The organism is Pseudomonas sp. AC193 (genome assembly GCF_979258075.1).
In genome coordinates, this window is record NZ_OZ409832.1 from 38,805 (window position 1) to 54,563 (window position 15,759).

Here is a 15,759-nt window from a genome sequence, read left to right on the forward strand (position 1 = left end):
CAATGCAAGTAATGCGTGGCTGGGCGACTCGATGCGCGCCGTGGGTTGGCCTGGTTGGCCTCCTTGGGAGCGTGCAGGAAGCGCTGGCCGGCGAATACGAAGGCTCACCTCAGGTGGCCGAGTTCGTCGGTGAAATGACCCGCGATTATGGTTTCGCCGGTGAACAACTGATGGGTGTGTTCCGCGAGGCGCAGCGCAAACAGTCGATTCTCGACGCCATCTCCCGACCTGCCGAGCGGGTCAAGCAGTGGAAAGAATATCGCCCGATGTTCATCACCGACGCGCGCATCGCCCGTGGTGTGGACTTCTGGCGGCAGCACGAGGCTACGCTGGCCCGTGCCGAGCAGGAATACGGCGTACCGGCACAAGTCATCGTGTCGATCATCGGCGTCGAGACCTTTTTCGGACGTAATACCGGTAATTTCCGGGTGATCGATGCCTTGTCGACGCTCGGTTTCGACTATCCTCCCCGTGCCGAATTTTTCCGCAAGGAACTGCGTGAGTTCCTGCTGCTGGCGCGTGAAGAACAGGTCGATCCATTGACCCTCAAAGGCTCGTACGCCGGGGCAATGGGCCTGCCGCAGTTCATGCCGAGCAGCTTCCGCGCCTACGCGGTGGATTTTGACGGTGACGGCCACATCAATATCTGGAACAACCCGGACGATGCGATCGGCAGCGTTGCCAGCTATTTCAAGCGTCACGGCTGGGTTGCGGGTGAGCCGGTGGTCAGCCGCGCCGATGTCCGTGGCGAGCAGGTCGATGAAGGCCTGACCACCGGCATCGAGCCGACAAAAACGGTCGGAGAGTTGCGGGCGCTGGGCTGGTCAAGTCATGATGCGCTGCGCGATGATATGCCGGTTACTGCATTTCGCCTCGAAGGCGAGAACGGCCCTGAATACTGGATGGGCCTGAAGAATTTCTACGCGATCACGCGTTATAACCGCAGCGTGATGTACGCCATGGCCGTACATCAACTGTCTGAACAGCTGGTACAAGCACGGGGCGTCAAGTAATGCAGGCATTGCCTAACAATAAACCCCTGAAGCTGGTGGCCTTCGCTGCGTTGGCAGTACTGGTCGCCAGTTGCACGACCAGCCGTTCGCCGACGCCGAAAACAACCTCATCCACTGCTGTGCGTGCGCAGCCGGGTCTGGACATCAACCGTGCGCACAAAGACGGCGCACCGTGGTGGGACGTCGATGTCTCGCGTATTCCCGATGCCACGCCGACCCTGCACACCGGCCCGTACAAGGCCAACCCGTACACCGTACTGGGCAAAACCTACTTCCCGTTGCAGGAATCCAAGACCTACGTCGCGTCTGGCACGGCGTCCTGGTACGGCACCAAGTTTCACGGTCAGAACACCGCCAACGGCGAGGTCTACGACCTGTACGGCATGAGTGCCGCCCACAAGACATTGCCACTGCCAAGTTACGTTCGGGTGACCAACCTGGACAATAACCGCACGGTGATTCTGCGCGTCAATGACCGTGGGCCGTTCTATTCCGATCGCATCATCGACTTGTCCTACGCCGCCGCGAAAAAACTCGGTTACGCCGAAACCGGCACTGCGCGCGTCAAGGTCGAAGGCATCGATCCGCAGCAATACTGGGCCGCCAAGGGCCGTCCGGCACCGCTTATGCTCAACGAGCCGCAGGTCGCGCAGAACAGCGCGCCGGTGATCACGGCCTCGGCCGGCACCGTCGAGCAATGGACGCCGCCACCGCAGCAACATGCCTCCGACACCGTCCCTGTGCCGATGAGTGCAAAAAAAAACGCTTCTGCAACAGCAACTGGCCAGTATCTGCAGGTGGGCGCGTTCGCCAACCCGGACGCTGCAGAACTCCTGAGGTCGAAGCTCAGCGGGATGGTGAGCGCTCCGGTGTTTATCAGCTCGATCGTGCGCAATCAGCAGACCCTGCATCGGGTACGTCTGGGGCCGATCGGCTCGCCGGGTGAAATTGCCCAGGTGCAGAACAGCGTGCGCCTGGCCAACCTTGGTTCGCCAAGTGTGGTCACTGAATAAGTAGCAACGTAGAACTTGATTGACGGTTCACCAGCGATTGGGGGGTGAACCAGGTTGTTGGCTCGTCGAAGAACAAAAGCCCGGCAAGGGTGACTGGAGTGAGCAACTGAACCCGCGATGGCCCGTTAGAAAGCCATCTGATTAAATTTTGTCCGCAAGGGCAGTTTCCATTAGCGATTTCGAGAGACGGATGAACATCACCACCTTTGCCAAACGCCTGTGTCTGCTAGTCCCGCTGCTCCTCTCGCCAGCCGCCTTCGCGGCCGAGATGATGCCGTCGCCACCACAACTGGCCGCCAAAGCCTACGTTCTGATGGACGCCAGCAGCGGCAACGTGCTGGTAGAGAACAATGGTGACCAGCGTCTGCCACCGGCCAGCCTGACCAAACTGATGACCGCGTACATCGCGACCCTGGAAATCCGTCGCGGCCAGATCGGTGAAAACGATCCGGTGACCGTCAGCGAAAACGCCTGGCGCACCGGCGGTTCGCGGATGTTCATCAAGGTTGGCTCGCAGGTGACTGTCAGCGACCTGCTGCACGGCATCATCATCCAGTCCGGCAACGACGCTAGCGTCGCGTTGTCCGAGCACATCGCCGGCAGCGAAGATGCGTTCGCCGACCTGATGAACAAGACGGTCACCGATCTGGGCATGACCAATACCCACTTCATGAACCCGACCGGTCTGCCAAACCCTGAGCACTACTCGTCGGCTCACGACATGGCGATTCTGGCCCGCGCGATCATCCACGAAGACCCGGCTCACTATGCGATCTACTCGCAGAAAGAGTTCTTCTGGAACGGCATCAAGCAGCCTAACCGCAACCTGCTGCTGTGGCGCGACAAGACCGTTGACGGTCTGAAAACCGGTCACACCGACGAAGCCGGCTACTGCATGGTGTCCTCGGCTGTACGTGACGGCCAGCGTCTGATCGCCGTGGTGTTCGGCACCAACAGCGAAGTGGCCCGCGCCGCTGAAACCCAGAAGCTGCTGACTTACGGTTTCCGCTTCTTCGAAACCCAGACCTTCTATCAGAAGGGCACCGAACTGGCTCAAGCCCCGGTGTGGAAAGGCACCACCAATCAAGTCAAGGCCGGCCTGGCTGAAGACCTGACCATGACCCTGCCAAAAGGCCAGCTGAAGAAGCTCGCTGCGAGCATGACCATGAACCCGCAACTGATCGCGCCAATCGCCAAGGGCGACGTGATCGGTAAAGTCGAAGTCAAACTGGAAGACAAGGTGGTGCACAGCGCTGACCTGATCGCTCTGGATGGCGTCGAGGAGGGTGGTATCTTCCGCCGCATGTGGGATAGCATCCGTCTATTCTTCTTCGGCTTGTTCAACTGATTTGTGTTGACCTGCATGGCCCCGCCCCGATCCGGTGCGGGGCCATGCGCGTTAACACGGCTTGCGCTCTAGAGGCCGTTACGCCATGACCGATACCGAAGTAAAGGCGCCAAAGATCGAATTCCCTGTAACGGATTATCCCGTTAAGGTGATCAGCGATACCGGTGTGGGCAACAAAGACAAGATCATCGACATCGTCAAAAAACACGCGACCATCAATGATGAGCGCATCGACGAGCGTCAAAGCACCAACGGCAAATACACCACCATCCAGTTGCACATCGTGGCGACCGATCAGGATCAGCTGTACAACATCAACAGCGAACTGCGGGCAACCGGTTTCGTGCACATGGTGCTGTGATGTCCGGCACGCTGGGCTTTCGTGAGCTCGGCCAGATGGCGTACGAGCCGGTCTGGCATGCCATGCAACGCTTTACCAACGAACGCGGCAGCGATGCCGCCGACGAAATCTGGCTCGTCGAACACCCGCCGGTGTTCACTCAGGGCCAGGCCGGCAAGGCCGAACACTTGTTGCTGCCGGGTGATATCCCGGTGGTGCAGGTCGATCGCGGCGGGCAAGTGACTTATCATGGCCCCGGCCAATTGGTCGCTTATCTGTTGCTGGATGTACGCAAGCTGGGTTTCGGCGTGCGTGATCTGGTCAGCCGCATGGAGCTTTGCCTGATCGAACTGCTGGCCAGCTACGGGGTAACCGCAGCGGCCAAGCCAGATGCTCCCGGCGTCTACGTCGACGGAGCGAAAATCGCTTCTCTGGGTTTGCGGATTCGCCACGGTTGTTCCTTTCATGGCCTGGCCCTGAACGTGGATATGAACCTGGAACCGTTTCGACGGATTAATCCCTGCGGCTATGCCGGGCTGGCGATGACCCAGCTGAGCGACCACGCAGGATCGATTGAATTTGCCGAGGTAAGTGCCCGGCTGCGCGCGCAGCTCGTCAAACACCTCGACTATGCTGAGCAGACGACCCTGACGGGCGGAATCGACTGATATGACTACTGATGCAGTGCAAACCATGATCCCGACGCTCGACGTGACCGAGCGCCCGGCCCCGCGTCCCAAGGTAGAAGCGGGCGTCAAGCTGCGCGGCGCCGAGAAGGTTGCACGCATCCCGGTAAAGATCATTCCGACCACCGAACTGCCGAAGAAACCTGACTGGATTCGTGTGCGCATCCCGGTTTCGCCGGAAGTCGACCGGATCAAGAGCCTGCTGCGCAAACACAAGCTGCACAGCGTTTGCGAAGAAGCGTCCTGCCCGAACCTCGGCGAGTGTTTCTCCGGCGGCACCGCGACCTTCATGATCATGGGCGACATCTGCACCCGTCGCTGCCCGTTCTGCGACGTCGGCCACGGTCGTCCGAAGCCACTGGACGTCAACGAGCCGGAAAGCCTGGCCATCGCCATCGCCGACCTCAAGCTCAAGTACGTGGTGATCACCTCGGTTGACCGCGACGACCTGCGTGACGGCGGTGCCCAGCACTTTGCCGACTGCATCCGCGAAATCCGCAAGCTGTCGCCGAACGTGCAACTGGAAACCCTCGTGCCGGATTATCGTGGCCGCATGGACGTCGCGCTGGAAATCACCGCCGCCGAGCCGCCAGATGTGTTCAACCACAACCTGGAAACCGTGCCGCGCCTGTACAAGGCTGCGCGTCCGGGTTCGGATTACCAGTGGTCGCTGACCCTGCTGCAACGCTTCAAGCAGATGATGCCGCACATTCCAACCAAATCCGGCCTGATGCTGGGTCTGGGCGAGACCGACGAAGAAGTCATCGAAGTCATGAAGCGCATGCGCGAACACGACATCGACATGCTGACCCTCGGCCAGTACCTGCAACCGTCGCGCAGCCACCTGCCGGTGCAGCGTTTCGTGCACCCGGACACCTTCGCCTGGTTCGCCGAAGAAGGTTACAAGATGGGCTTCAAAAACGTCGCCTCGGGCCCGCTGGTGCGTTCTTCGTATCACGCTGACGAGCAAGCGAAGCTGGTCAAGGCTGAGTTGATGGGTTCCTGATTCAGCACTGAATAAAATGCCCGCCGTGGCTTTAAGTCCGGCGGGCTTTTTTTTGCCTGCTTTCCTGACTACTGTGTGCGCATGACTTCACACTGGGAGCCCCATGGATGACCGTTCGACCGACCCACAGCCTTTTTCCGCATAAACCCGTGCCGGCACTGCCGTCAGAGGGCGTGATCGGCGTTATCGCGCCTGCCGGGCCGGGTGCGCTGGACACCGACAAGGCTGTGCAGTGGATGCGCGCTCGCGGTTATGCGCTGAAGGTGTTTCCCGGCGTCTATGAAAAGGATGGCTATCTGGCTGGCAGCGATGAGGTGCGGCTCAACGATCTGCACGCAGCGTTCGCCGATGCCGAGGTCGATGCAATCATTTGCCTGCGCGGCGGCTACGGTACGCCGCGCCTGCTGGATCGGATCGACTACGACCTGCTCAGCCGAAACGCCAAACCCTTTGTCGGTTACAGCGACATTACCGCGCTGCACCTCGCGATCAGCCGTTACGCCGGGTTTGTGACCTTTCACGGGCCGCTGCTCAACGCTGACCTGCTTGGTGACAAAGAGCCACCGACCGTGACGTCATTCTTCGCCATGCTGCGCGGTCAGTTGAAAGCGGGGAGTGTGCTCAGCCACCCGGTGGCATATCCGTTGACCACGGTTGAGCCCGGCATTGCCCATGGGCGTTTGCTCGGTGGCAATCTGGCGATGATCGCGGCGACGTTGGGCACGCCTTACGAAATTGATGTCGAAGGGGTGATTCTGCTGATCGAAGACATCAACGAGCCGCTGTATCGCATCGATCGGCTGCTGACGCAGATGCGCCTGGCCGGGAAGCTGGCGAGGTTGCGCGGGGTGTTGGTTGGCGATGTGGCGGGGGTGGATATGGATGCGTTGAACCGTTTGCTCAAGCAGACGTTCGAGCCGTTACGGATTCCGGTGTTGTCGGGGTGGCGCAGCGGGCATTGTGATCCGAACCTGACGCTGCCGATGGGCGCGCTGGTGCGGCTGGATGCCGGGAAGAAGGAATTGATGCTGGAGCAGGATGTAGTGATCAAGGCTTAGAAATAAGTCGCCTGACAGTCAGTCTTCGGGAGCAAGCCCCCTCCCACATTCGACCGTGTTCTTATGCTGAAACTCGATCAACTGTGGGAGCGGGCTTGCTCGCGAAGGCGTCAGTCGCCATACAACCGAGCCACTACCGGGTACGCAAGCTCTCAAGCAGCTTATGCGTCGGATACCCATCCGCCGGCCAGCCAAACGACTGCTGCGCACTGCGGATCGCCTTGCGCGTGTTAGCGCCGATAATCCCGTCCGCCGTGCCCGCATCAAAGTTGCGCGCGCTCAACAGGTTCTGCAGTTCAATGCGCTCGCTGCGGCTCAGCGGCATGTCATCTTTCGGCCAGGTGCCGTTAATCAGACCACCGCCACTGAAGCGCTCAGACAACAAACCAACCGCCAACGCATACGACGAAGAATTGTTGTATTTGAGGATCGCGCGGAAGTTATCCAGCACCAGAAACGCCGGGCCACGATAACCGGCCGGCAGCAGCAGTGCGGCGGACAATTGCTCGGAGCCCGCCGGAGCCTGACCGCCATTCGGCAGAATCACACCCAGTTGGCGCCATTCAGCAACGCTTTTGCGCATCACACCGTCAGCCAGTGTGTAGTTGAAACCGCTCGGCAGTTGCACCTCGAAGCCCCACGGCTGACCCCGCTGCCAGCCGGAGCTTTGCAGGTAGTGCGCGGTCGAGGCCAGCGCATCGGCCGGGCTGCCCCAGATGTCGCGGCGACCATCACCGTCAAAATCCACGGCGTGCGTGTTGTAGGTGGTCGGAATGAACTGGGTCTGACCCATCGCGCCAGCCCAGGAGCCAAGCATCTTCTCCGGCGTGATATCGCCCTGTTGCAGGATCTGCAGCGCGGCAATCAATTGCGCATGGGCAAAGCCAGGACGGCGACCTTCGTAGGCGAGGGTGGCCAGCGAATTGATCACTGACTTTGTGCCCTGGAACTGGCCGAAGTTACTTTCCATGCCCCACACCGACACCAGCGCCTGACGGTCGACGCCGTAACGCTGTTCGATGCTTTGCAGAATGTCGGCGTACTGATTGATCAGCGCCTGACCTTTGCGTACGCGCAACGGCGACAGCGCGCCATCGAGGTATTCCCACACCGGGCGGGAGAACTCAGGCTGGCTGCGGTCAGCGCGGATGATGCTTGCGTCGAAGCTGACGTTGGCAAATGCGCGATCAAACAGCTCAGGGCTGATGCCGGCGGCCAAGGCATCCTTACGGAAGCCTGCTTGCCATTCGGCAAAGGTCTGGGTCGGCTGAAGATCGAGAGGGTCGGCGGACGGCACTACCGGCGGGATGATCGCTGGGGCCGTGGCGACAGGGGCAGCTTGAAGAGGTTGCGCATCGGCGGCGGTGGGTTTTTCCGCGCAGGCGACAAGCAGGATGAAGCTGGAGGCAGCGATCAATTGGCGAACAGGCCAACGATGGGAAAGACTTAGGGGCATGCACAGTTCCAGGGGAAACGAGTCAAGTGCAGACCTTAACATGAGCAGGGGGTACTGCGCTTTAAGCAGCCAGAAAGTAAGAAGCCTCCCAGCTGTCAGACTGGAAGGCTTCGCGGCGGTAGCTGCCTTTACCCTTGGTTGGTCGTTCCTGGCGACTGCGGAACAGGGGCTGGGCGACGATGGATTTGGCCTTGTTGGGGCCATGCTTTGCTGGCTTTTTGCTCATGAGGATTCTCTCATTGGGGTGGGGTTTGCGGGGGAAATAATCTGCCGATGTTGGGCGTCTGTCTATAGGGCAAATGTGGGCGCGCATTGTAGGAAACAAGAGCAAAAGATCGCAGCGTGCCGCAGTTCCTACAAGGATCGGTGTAGGAGCTGCCGAAGGCTGCGATCTTTTGCTCTTATTCAGCAGGCAGTGTCAGACGCTGGCCAGCCATCAACAATGCCAATCGGCTCAGGCTCATCCACGGCGAACCCGCCGCCTGGCCCTTGATCTGCGCATCAATGCGCTGAGCTTCCAGCAGCAACTGCGCCCAGCGTTGCGCCGTGTAGCGTTGCAGGGCTTTGCTCATCAGCGGTTTGCGCTTGTCCCAGACCGGCGGTTTCGCCTGACTGAAGCACTTGTCCAGCGGCGTGCCCTGACTGTACTGCAGCGAGATATTGGCCAGCAGGCGCAACTCCCGCGCCAGTGCCCAGAGAATCACCGGCGGCTCGACACCTTCACCGCGCAAGCCTTCGAGCATGCGCAGAGCATGCGCCGGTTCGCCGTTGAGCACAGCGTCGGTCAGGCCGAATACGTCAAACCGTGCGCTGTCGGCCACGGCGGCCTGCACGGTTTCAACGGTGATCTGTCCGCCTTCCGCCATCAGCTTGAGCTTTTCGATTTCCTGCGCGGCGGCGAGCAAGTTGCCCTCGACACGCGCGGCAATCAATTCGACCGCGTCCTGACTGGCCGACAACCCGGCCTGTGACAGACGCTGACGAATCCAGCTCGGCAACTGATTGGCATCCACCGGCCAGATCTGAATGAACTGGGTCTGCTGGCCTTCGACCAGCGCCTTGCCCCACTTGGTTTTCTGCGCACTGCCATCGAGCTTGGGCAAGCTGATCAGCAGCACCGTGTCTTCAGCGGGGCGCGAGCAATATTCGATGAAAGCGGCAGCGCCTTTGTCACCGGGTTTTCCTGAGGGCAGACGCAGTTCCAGCAGGCGTTTTTCCGCAAACAACGACATGCTGGCACCGGCCTGCAACAACGTACCCCAATCGAAATTGGCGTCGGCGGCAAAGACCTGGCGTTCGTCGAAACCTTGCTCGCGGGCAGCACGGCGGATGGCGTCGGCAGCTTCCTGACACAGCAGCGGGTCATCGCCGCTGATGATGTAGACCGGCGCGAGGGCGCCTTGCAGGTGTTTACCGAGTTGGGCGGGGGCGAGCTTCATAAGAAAGGTCGAACGGGGCGCCTGAGCGCCCCGAACATCTTACTGCTGCGGTACTTCGAGCGGCGACTGACGCGGGGTTTCCGCTTCAGCTTTCTGCGCCGCTTCCAGGGCCTGGGCTTCTGCCTTGGCGCGGGCATCGGCGGTCGCTTGCAGTTGATCCAGTTGCGCCGGAGTCAGCTGTTGCAGACGCAGCATCATGCGCTGTACCAGTTCGCGACGGGTTTCGCGACGGGCGTCGTTGGCTTCCTGATCGGAACCGACGAGGTTGTTACCGTCGTGAATGAACACCTTCTGCACTTCAAGCTTGTCGCTCAGCAGGTTCAGGTTGTTGGCGCCGAGAATGTCGTAGCTGAGCACGGTGCTCACCTGATATTCGCCGGTGGTGCCGTTACCCGAGTAGCTGAGGATGCGCTGGTTTTCCTGCTCGTTGGACAGGAACAGCTTGTACGGCGCGCCGGAAACAACCTTCACGCCGCTGGATTCCAGCACTTGGCGCAGTTGCGTCACGGTCTCGCCGTAAGCGTTACGGGCGCTCAGATCGAGTTCCTTGATCGCCAGTTCGTTGGTGCCGGTGCCGCGCAGCTGGAAACCGCAGGCGCTCAACAGAACGGCGAGGCCCATCACCAGCAGATTGCGTTTGATCATTGTGTTGCTCCCCTTGAAACCAGGTGGGCCGACCGTGCGGCCCGAAAGGTTTTACTCGGCGTCAGGCGAACCTGACGCCCGATCCAATTAGCTGGCGACGATGTTGACCAGTTTCCCCGGCACAACGATCACTTTACGAATAGTCAGACCGTCGACGAAACGCAGAACGTTTTCGTTGCCACGGGCTGCCGCTTCAACTTCTTCACGGGTGGCGCTGGCCGGCATTTCGATCTGGCCGCGCAGCTTGCCGTTGACCTGGATCACCAGGGTCAGGCTGTCCTGCACCAGCGCGCTTTCGTCCACGGCTGGCCAACCGGCGTCGATCACTGCATCGGCGTGACCCAGTTGATTCCACAGCTCGTGGCTGATGTGCGGGGTGATCGGTGCCAGCAACAGCGTTACGGCTTCCAGACCTTCGTGAACCAGCGCGCGATCCTGTTCGGTGCCTTGGGCGGCTTTTTCCAGCACGTTCATCAGCGTCATCACCTGAGCGATGGCGGTGTTGAATTTGTGGTTCTGGCCGACGTCGTGGCTGGCTTGCTTGATGGCCACATGGATCGAACGGCGAACGGCTTTCTGCTCGTCGTTCAGGCTCGCGATGTCGAGTTTGCCCGGCAAGCCCTGACCAACGTGGGCTTGCGCCAGACGCCAGACGCGCTTGAGGAAACGGTGCGAACCTTCAACGCCGGAGTCCGACCATTCGGCGCTCATGTCAGGCGGCGAGGCGAACATCATGAACAGACGGCAAGTGTCAGCGCCGAATTGATCGATCATCGACTGAGGGTCGACGCCGTTGTTTTTCGACTTGGCCATTTTCTCGGTGCCACCGATTTCCACCGGCAGACCGTCGGATTTCAGCTTGGCGCTGATGACCTTGGCTTTGCTGTCACGCTCGAGTTCTACGTCCGCCGGGTTGAACCAGGTGTAAGCACCGTTGGCTTCGCGACGATAGTAGGTTTCGGCGATCACCATGCCTTGGGTCAGCAGGTTCTTGAACGGCTCGTTGGAGCTCACCAGACCTTCATCGCGCATCAGCTTGTGGAAGAAGCGCGCGTACAGCAGGTGCAGAATCGCGTGTTCGATACCGCCGATGTACTGATCGACCGGCAGCCAGTGATCAGCTGCGGATTTTTCCACCAGACCGCCTTCAAAGTGCGGCGAGGCGTAACGGGCGTAGTACCACGACGACTCGACGAAGGTGTCCATGGTGTCGGTTTCACGCTTGGCAGGCTGGCCGCATTTCGGGCAGCTGCATTCGTAAAATTCTGGCATGCGCGCCAGCGGCGAACCAGCGCCGTCCGGCACCACGTCTTCCGGCAGAACTACCGGCAGTTGATCTTCCGGCACCGGCACGTCACCGCACGCATCGCAGTGGATGATCGGGATCGGGCAGCCCCAGTAGCGCTGACGGCTGATGCCCCAGTCGCGCAGGCGGAACTGAGTGCGCGAGGCGCCCAGTTCTTTCTTGATCAGGGCGACTTCCATGGCGTCGAACGCGCCAGCGAAGTCGAGACCGTCGAACTCGCCGGAGTTGATCAGTGTGCCGTGCTCGCCGTAGGCGTCTTGCCACGGCGCAGGGTTGCTGTCGCCAGAGCTGGTACGCACGACCGATTTCACCGGCAGGTTGTACTTGTGGGCGAATTCGAAATCGCGCTCGTCGTGCGCTGGTACCGCCATCACAGCGCCGTCGCCGTAGTGCATCAGCACATAGTTGGCGACCCACACCGGCAGTTTTTCGCCAGTCAGCGGGTGCTCGACGAACAGGCCGGTCGGCAGGCCTTTCTTTTCCTGCGTGGCGACGTCGGCTTCAGCGACGCTGCCGCCCTTGCATTCAGCGATGAACGCTTGCAGCTCAGGGTTGTTTTTCGCGGCCAGGGTGGCCAGCGGGTGCTCTGCGGCCACGGCGACATAGGTCGCGCCCATCAGGGTGTCCGGACGGGTAGTGAAGACTTTGAGGGTGCCGGCTTCGCCGATCGAATCGACGTTGTACGGGAACTGCACTTCCATGCCGCGGGATTTGCCGATCCAGTTGCGCTGCATGGTCTTGACCTGTTCAGGCCAGCCAGTCAGTTCGTCGAGGCTCTCCAGCAGCTCATCCGCATAAGCGGTGATCTTGAAGTAGTACATCGGGATTTCGCGCTTTTCGATCAGCGCGCCGGAACGCCAGCCGCGACCGTCGATCACCTGTTCGTTAGCGAGAACGGTCTGGTCGATCGGATCCCAGTTCACGGTGCCGTTTTTACGGTAGATCACACCTTTTTCGAACAGGCGAGTGAACAGCCATTGTTCCCAACGGTAGTAATCCGGCTTGCAGGTGGTGACTTCGCGCGACCAGTCGACCGCCAGACCCAGGCTGCGCAGCTGGGTTTTCATGTAGGCGATGTTTTCGTAGGTCCACTTGGCCGGGGCTACGTTGTTCTTCATTGCGGCGTTTTCTGCCGGCATGCCGAAAGCGTCCCAACCCATCGGTTGCAGAACGTTCTTGCCGAGCATGCGCTGGTAGCGTGAGATCACGTCGCCGATGGTGTAGTTGCGCACGTGCCCCATGTGTAGCTTGCCGCTGGGGTAAGGGAACATCGACAGGCAGTAGAAAGTCTCCTTGCCTGGCTGTTCACTGACTTCAAAGGACTTTTGCTCATCCCAGAACGACTGGGCGGCGGCTTCAATTTCACGGGGCTGATATTGTTCGTGCATGGCTACTTTTGTACTGGATAGGGGTGGCCTAATCCTCTTCAACGCAGGTTCCGGGGTTGGCCCGGACGAGCTGGAAGTGGAATTACAGGAAGCGCCGTAGCATACATGACCGCGCTTGGCCTAGGGAAACCCTGATTACAGCTACATGTCCCGCAATACTTGCGTTGGGGCCGTTGGTCGCGGCGTACAGCCGGTTTGTGCAGCGAAGCTAAGCTCTAACTGGGGAGTGAGTCTTATCTTCAATGAGGTGAGGGATGGTGGAGCAACGGCAAAAAAACGTGAATAAACCCGAGTTGTACGAGAGGTTGATCGACCGTCTGGGTATGGCCCTGGACGCAGTAAAAACCGCTGACCGGCTGCGCGACGAGCGCCCCCTGGAACTGGAATTGCGTGGCTTGAGCCCCGCTGAGTTCAAACTGGTCAAGGCCTATCTGGATCGCAGTGAGCGTGAAACGCACGGCTGCCTGTCACAAGCAGTGAAGCAGCTCGATGCAGCACATTCGGCCAAGGTCATCTGGCTCAAGGACAAGGCGCCCGGCAGAGACACCGTCAAAGTACGGGCTATGCAGGCCAAGTAAGCGCATGGCAGGTCAAGAAACGGATCTTTTTCAACGGGATCCCACCTACTGGTTGTAACGCGTTATTAACACTCTTAGGCTTCGGGCATCTTTGGAGATGCCCGATGCCCTTTCGCTATTTCATCAAACAACTTCTATTGCCGCCCGGCATTCTTTTGCTGCTGTTGCTGGCTGCGTGGTGGCTGCGCCGCTCGCGACCGAGATTGGCTGGATTGTGTTTTGCCATTGGTTTTGGCGGGTTCTGGCTGATGAGCCTGCCGGTGGTTGTGCAATGGGGCGCGAAGGCGCTGGAGCGGGAGCCGCCGCTGGCGCGTGAGGAATGGGCGACACTGGCGCAACGGGCTGACGCGATTGTGGTGTTGGGCTCCGGACGTGAGCGTGGCGATCTGGCCTGGGGCGAAGACCAGCCGACCGGCGTCGGGCTTGAACGTCAGCGTTATGCGGCGCGCCTGGCCAAGGCCTCGGGCTTGCCGATTTTGACTTCGGGCGGCCTGCATTACGGCACTCCGCCGACCGAGGCGAAGTTGATGGCCGATTCGCTGCGTGATGATTTCGGCGTGACCGTGCGTTGGCAGGAAGGGGAAAGCCGTACGACGTGGGAGAACGCAAAACTAAGTGCTGACATTCTGTTGCCACAGGGGATCAAGCGCGTGGTTGTAGTGACGCAGGCGTGGCACATGCCGCGCTCGGTATGGAGTTTTGAACAGGCAGGATTTGAAGTGGTGCCGGCGCCGGTGGGCTTTTTGGGCACTGATAACGCGAGACCGTTTGGTGGCTGGTTGCCGGAATTCAAATCGATCTGGCAAAGCGGGCAGTTGCTGAATGAAGCGGTGGGGCAGGTGGGGTATTCACTGTTTTACCGCTGAAGATCAAAAGATCGCAGCCTGCGGCAGCTCCTACAAGGGATTTGTGTTTTTCCCTGTAGGAGCTGCCGAAGGCTGCGATCTTTTGCTTTAAAGGGTTTTTGAGATCCGGCTAGCCATCAGTGCCCAGCCAAACAGCAGCAAACACAAAATCATCAGCGGCCACGAGCGGTATTGCAGATACGGCGTCAGGTTGTGCATCGGCACCACTTCGCCGTACAGCACACCCTGTTCAAACTGCGGAATCTGCTCGGTGATCTGCCCGAACGGGTTGATCAAACCGGTCACGCCGTTGTTGGTCGCGCGGATCATCCAGCGACCCGCTTCCAGTGCGCGCATCTGCGCCATCTGCAAATGTTGCAGCGGGCCGATCGAGGTGCCGAACCAAGTGTCGTTGCTGATCGTCAGCAGCAAATCACTGCGCGCCGACAGGCCGGCAGCGAAGTCCGGGTACACCACTTCGTAGCAGATGAACGGCGCGATCTGATAACCCTTGGCTTGCAGCAACGCCTGGTCGGCCGGGCCACGGGCGAAGTCAGACATCGGCAAATCAAAGAACGCGATCAACCCACGCAGGACGTCCTGCAACGGCACGTACTCGCCGAACGGCACCAGTTTCTGCTTCAGGTAAGTGCCATCGCCTTCGCCGACCACGGTGATGCCGTTGAAGAAGCGTTTTTCGTGACGAACCATTTCGCGGATCGGCACGCCGGTAATCAATGCGGATTTACGCTCGGCGGCGAAGTTGCCCATCATGCTCAGGTAGCCTTCGGCAGATTCCTTGAGCACCGGCACAGCGGTTTCCGGCCAGATCAGCAGATCAACCGGTTTCGAACGAAAGCTCAGATCGCGGTACAACGCCAGTTGTGCATTGAGTTCAGCCGGATCCCATTTCATGCTTTGCGCGACGTTGCCCTGAATCGCAGCAACGCTCAAAGGCGCGCCCGACGGACTCGTCCAGGCGTGACCCTTAAGCGCGAAACCCGCCACCCAAGGCCCGACCAACAGCACCAGACCGGCGACAACAAAAGCTTTACGGCGGCTTTGCAGCAAACGCGGCGCGTTGTAGATCAGCGCAGCGGTCAGTGCCAGCACGAACCCCACCAGCCACATGCCACCGACCGGCGCGAGCCCCGCTAGCGGGCCGTCGAGCTGGCTGTAACCCGAGTACAACCACGGGAAACCAGTCAGGAACCAGCCACGAAACATTTCCTGACCAACCCACAGCGCAGCAAACGCGAGGGCATCGGCCAGCGGCGCTTCGTTGCGACGCAACCAGCGCGCCCAAATCCAGGCGGGCAGTGCGAAGAACCAGGCAATCGCGGCGGTAAACAGCAGCATCAGGAACCCGGCCAGCAGCACCGAAGCGCCGCCGAAATGGTGGATGCTGTAATAGATCCAACTGGTGCCGGCGCCGAACAGGCCGAAACCGAAGCACCAGCCACGGCCCAGCGCCTGGCGCGGGCTCAGCTCGCGCAGTCCGGCGTAGAACAAGCCGACTGCGAGCAGTGCCAGCGGCCAGATGTTGAAAGGCGCAAGAGCGAAGGTGGTGATTGCACCGGCCGCCACGGCCAGCAGGTTACCGGGCCAGCCGGGGCGGGTTGTCCAGCGCATTTCAAT

Annotated in this window: 15 protein-coding genes; 9 read left to right on the forward strand and 6 right to left on the reverse strand. The window is 60.2% G+C overall.

Features of this window, described 5'->3' with window-relative positions; genetic code table 11:
* Nucleotides 1–2: 2 nt before the first annotated feature.
* The 7 genes from mltB (at nucleotide 3) to ACZZ0D_RS00210 (ending at nucleotide 6,464) form a co-directional block, all read left to right on the forward strand.
* Nucleotides 3–1,013, forward strand: coding sequence for a lytic murein transglycosylase B (gene mltB / locus ACZZ0D_RS00180; RefSeq protein ID WP_053124170.1), 1,011 nt, complete (start codon nucleotides 3–5; stop codon nucleotides 1,011–1,013).
* Nucleotides 1,013–2,026 carry a septal ring lytic transglycosylase RlpA family protein gene (locus tag ACZZ0D_RS00185; RefSeq protein ID WP_159814959.1) on the forward strand — a complete coding sequence of 338 codons (1,014 nt, stop codon included), beginning with the start codon at nucleotides 1,013–1,015 and terminating at the stop codon, nucleotides 2,024–2,026. Before mltB ends, ACZZ0D_RS00185 begins: the two co-directional genes overlap by 1 nt.
* Nucleotides 2,027–2,216: 190 nt before the next feature.
* On the forward strand, nucleotides 2,217–3,374 hold the full coding sequence (locus tag ACZZ0D_RS00190; protein WP_053124166.1) for a D-alanyl-D-alanine carboxypeptidase family protein: 1,158 nt from the start codon (nucleotides 2,217–2,219) through the stop codon (nucleotides 3,372–3,374).
* An 85-nt stretch (nucleotides 3,375–3,459) separates the two neighbouring features.
* Complete coding sequence (locus ACZZ0D_RS00195) at nucleotides 3,460–3,735, forward strand: DUF493 domain-containing protein (RefSeq protein ID WP_039761816.1); 276 nt, start codon at nucleotides 3,460–3,462, stop codon at nucleotides 3,733–3,735.
* A complete protein-coding gene (gene lipB / locus ACZZ0D_RS00200) occupies nucleotides 3,735–4,382 on the forward strand; it encodes a lipoyl(octanoyl) transferase LipB (protein ID WP_038361904.1) in 648 nt (215 codons plus the stop codon). Before ACZZ0D_RS00195 ends, lipB begins: the two co-directional genes overlap by 1 nt.
* 25 nt (nucleotides 4,383–4,407) lie before the next feature.
* The gene (gene lipA / locus ACZZ0D_RS00205; RefSeq protein ID WP_161806657.1) at nucleotides 4,408–5,406 is read left to right on the forward strand and encodes a lipoyl synthase; all 999 of its coding nucleotides are present in this window, start codon (nucleotides 4,408–4,410) and stop codon (nucleotides 5,404–5,406) included.
* Nucleotides 5,407–5,513: 107 nt separating this feature from the next.
* Nucleotides 5,514–6,464, forward strand: coding sequence for a S66 peptidase family protein (locus ACZZ0D_RS00210; protein ID WP_463552195.1), 951 nt, complete (start codon nucleotides 5,514–5,516; stop codon nucleotides 6,462–6,464).
* 133 nt (nucleotides 6,465–6,597) lie between these two features.
* On the opposite strand, the gene ACZZ0D_RS00215 is transcribed toward ACZZ0D_RS00210, so the two are convergent.
* The 5 genes from ACZZ0D_RS00215 to leuS all read right to left on the reverse strand — a co-directional run bounded on the left by ACZZ0D_RS00215 (nucleotide 6,598) and on the right by leuS (nucleotide 12,698).
* Entirely contained in the window at nucleotides 6,598–7,920 is a 1,323-nt protein-coding gene (locus tag ACZZ0D_RS00215) for a lytic murein transglycosylase (protein ID WP_463552196.1), read from the reverse strand.
* A 61-nt stretch (nucleotides 7,921–7,981) separates the two neighbouring features.
* The gene (arfA, locus tag ACZZ0D_RS00220) at nucleotides 7,982–8,146 is read right to left on the reverse strand and encodes an alternative ribosome rescue factor ArfA (protein WP_053124158.1); all 165 of its coding nucleotides are present in this window, start codon (nucleotides 8,144–8,146) and stop codon (nucleotides 7,982–7,984) included.
* A 175-nt stretch (nucleotides 8,147–8,321) separates the two neighbouring features.
* A complete protein-coding gene (gene holA / locus ACZZ0D_RS00225) occupies nucleotides 8,322–9,359 on the reverse strand; it encodes a DNA polymerase III subunit delta (RefSeq protein WP_212550853.1) in 1,038 nt (345 codons plus the stop codon).
* A gap of 39 nt (nucleotides 9,360–9,398) precedes the next feature.
* The gene (locus tag ACZZ0D_RS00230) at nucleotides 9,399–10,004 is read right to left on the reverse strand and encodes an LPS-assembly lipoprotein LptE (protein WP_053124154.1); all 606 of its coding nucleotides are present in this window, start codon (nucleotides 10,002–10,004) and stop codon (nucleotides 9,399–9,401) included.
* An 87-nt stretch (nucleotides 10,005–10,091) separates the two neighbouring features.
* Nucleotides 10,092–12,698, reverse strand: coding sequence for a leucine--tRNA ligase (gene leuS / locus ACZZ0D_RS00235; protein ID WP_159814955.1), 2,607 nt, complete (start codon nucleotides 12,696–12,698; stop codon nucleotides 10,092–10,094).
* Nucleotides 12,699–12,952: 254 nt separating this feature from the next.
* On the opposite strand from leuS, the gene ACZZ0D_RS00240 reads away from it, so the two are divergent.
* Complete coding sequence (locus ACZZ0D_RS00240; protein ID WP_053124151.1) at nucleotides 12,953–13,276, forward strand: hypothetical protein; 324 nt, start codon at nucleotides 12,953–12,955, stop codon at nucleotides 13,274–13,276.
* A 104-nt stretch (nucleotides 13,277–13,380) separates the two neighbouring features.
* Nucleotides 13,381–14,142, forward strand: coding sequence for a YdcF family protein (locus ACZZ0D_RS00245; protein WP_053124148.1), 762 nt, complete (start codon nucleotides 13,381–13,383; stop codon nucleotides 14,140–14,142).
* An 87-nt stretch (nucleotides 14,143–14,229) separates the two neighbouring features.
* Here the strand turns inward: ACZZ0D_RS00245 and lnt are convergent, their stop codons facing one another.
* Complete coding sequence (gene lnt / locus ACZZ0D_RS00250; RefSeq protein ID WP_212545748.1) at nucleotides 14,230–15,753, reverse strand: apolipoprotein N-acyltransferase; 1,524 nt, start codon at nucleotides 15,751–15,753, stop codon at nucleotides 14,230–14,232.
* Between the last annotated feature and the right edge of the window lie 6 nt (nucleotides 15,754–15,759).

Excerpts from the sequence above, each read along its gene's own strand:
- holA (WP_212550853.1), bottom strand. The coding sequence starts at position 9,359 with ATGAAGCTCGCCCCCGCCCAACTCGGTAAACACCTGCAAGGCGCCCTC.
- ACZZ0D_RS00215 (WP_463552196.1), bottom strand. The coding sequence starts at position 7,920 with ATGCCCCTAAGTCTTTCCCATCGTTGGCCTGTTCGCCAATTGATCGCT.
- lipB (WP_038361904.1), top strand. The coding sequence starts at position 3,735 with ATGTCCGGCACGCTGGGCTTTCGTGAGCTCGGCCAGATGGCGTACGAG.
- ACZZ0D_RS00185 (WP_159814959.1), top strand. The coding sequence starts at position 1,013 with ATGCAGGCATTGCCTAACAATAAACCCCTGAAGCTGGTGGCCTTCGCT.
- arfA (WP_053124158.1), bottom strand. The coding sequence starts at position 8,146 with ATGAGCAAAAAGCCAGCAAAGCATGGCCCCAACAAGGCCAAATCCATC.
- ACZZ0D_RS00190 (WP_053124166.1), top strand. The coding sequence starts at position 2,217 with ATGAACATCACCACCTTTGCCAAACGCCTGTGTCTGCTAGTCCCGCTG.
- ACZZ0D_RS00240 (WP_053124151.1), top strand. The coding sequence starts at position 12,953 with ATGGTGGAGCAACGGCAAAAAAACGTGAATAAACCCGAGTTGTACGAG.
- ACZZ0D_RS00245 (WP_053124148.1), top strand. The coding sequence starts at position 13,381 with ATGCCCTTTCGCTATTTCATCAAACAACTTCTATTGCCGCCCGGCATT.
- ACZZ0D_RS00210 (WP_463552195.1), top strand. The coding sequence starts at position 5,514 with ATGACCGTTCGACCGACCCACAGCCTTTTTCCGCATAAACCCGTGCCG.
- ACZZ0D_RS00195 (WP_039761816.1), top strand. The coding sequence starts at position 3,460 with ATGACCGATACCGAAGTAAAGGCGCCAAAGATCGAATTCCCTGTAACG.
- lnt (WP_212545748.1), bottom strand. The coding sequence starts at position 15,753 with ATGCGCTGGACAACCCGCCCCGGCTGGCCCGGTAACCTGCTGGCCGTG.
- leuS (WP_159814955.1), bottom strand. The coding sequence starts at position 12,698 with ATGCACGAACAATATCAGCCCCGTGAAATTGAAGCCGCCGCCCAGTCG.
- mltB (WP_053124170.1), top strand. The coding sequence starts at position 3 with ATGCAAGTAATGCGTGGCTGGGCGACTCGATGCGCGCCGTGGGTTGGC.
- ACZZ0D_RS00230 (WP_053124154.1), bottom strand. The coding sequence starts at position 10,004 with ATGATCAAACGCAATCTGCTGGTGATGGGCCTCGCCGTTCTGTTGAGC.
- lipA (WP_161806657.1), top strand. The coding sequence starts at position 4,408 with ATGATCCCGACGCTCGACGTGACCGAGCGCCCGGCCCCGCGTCCCAAG.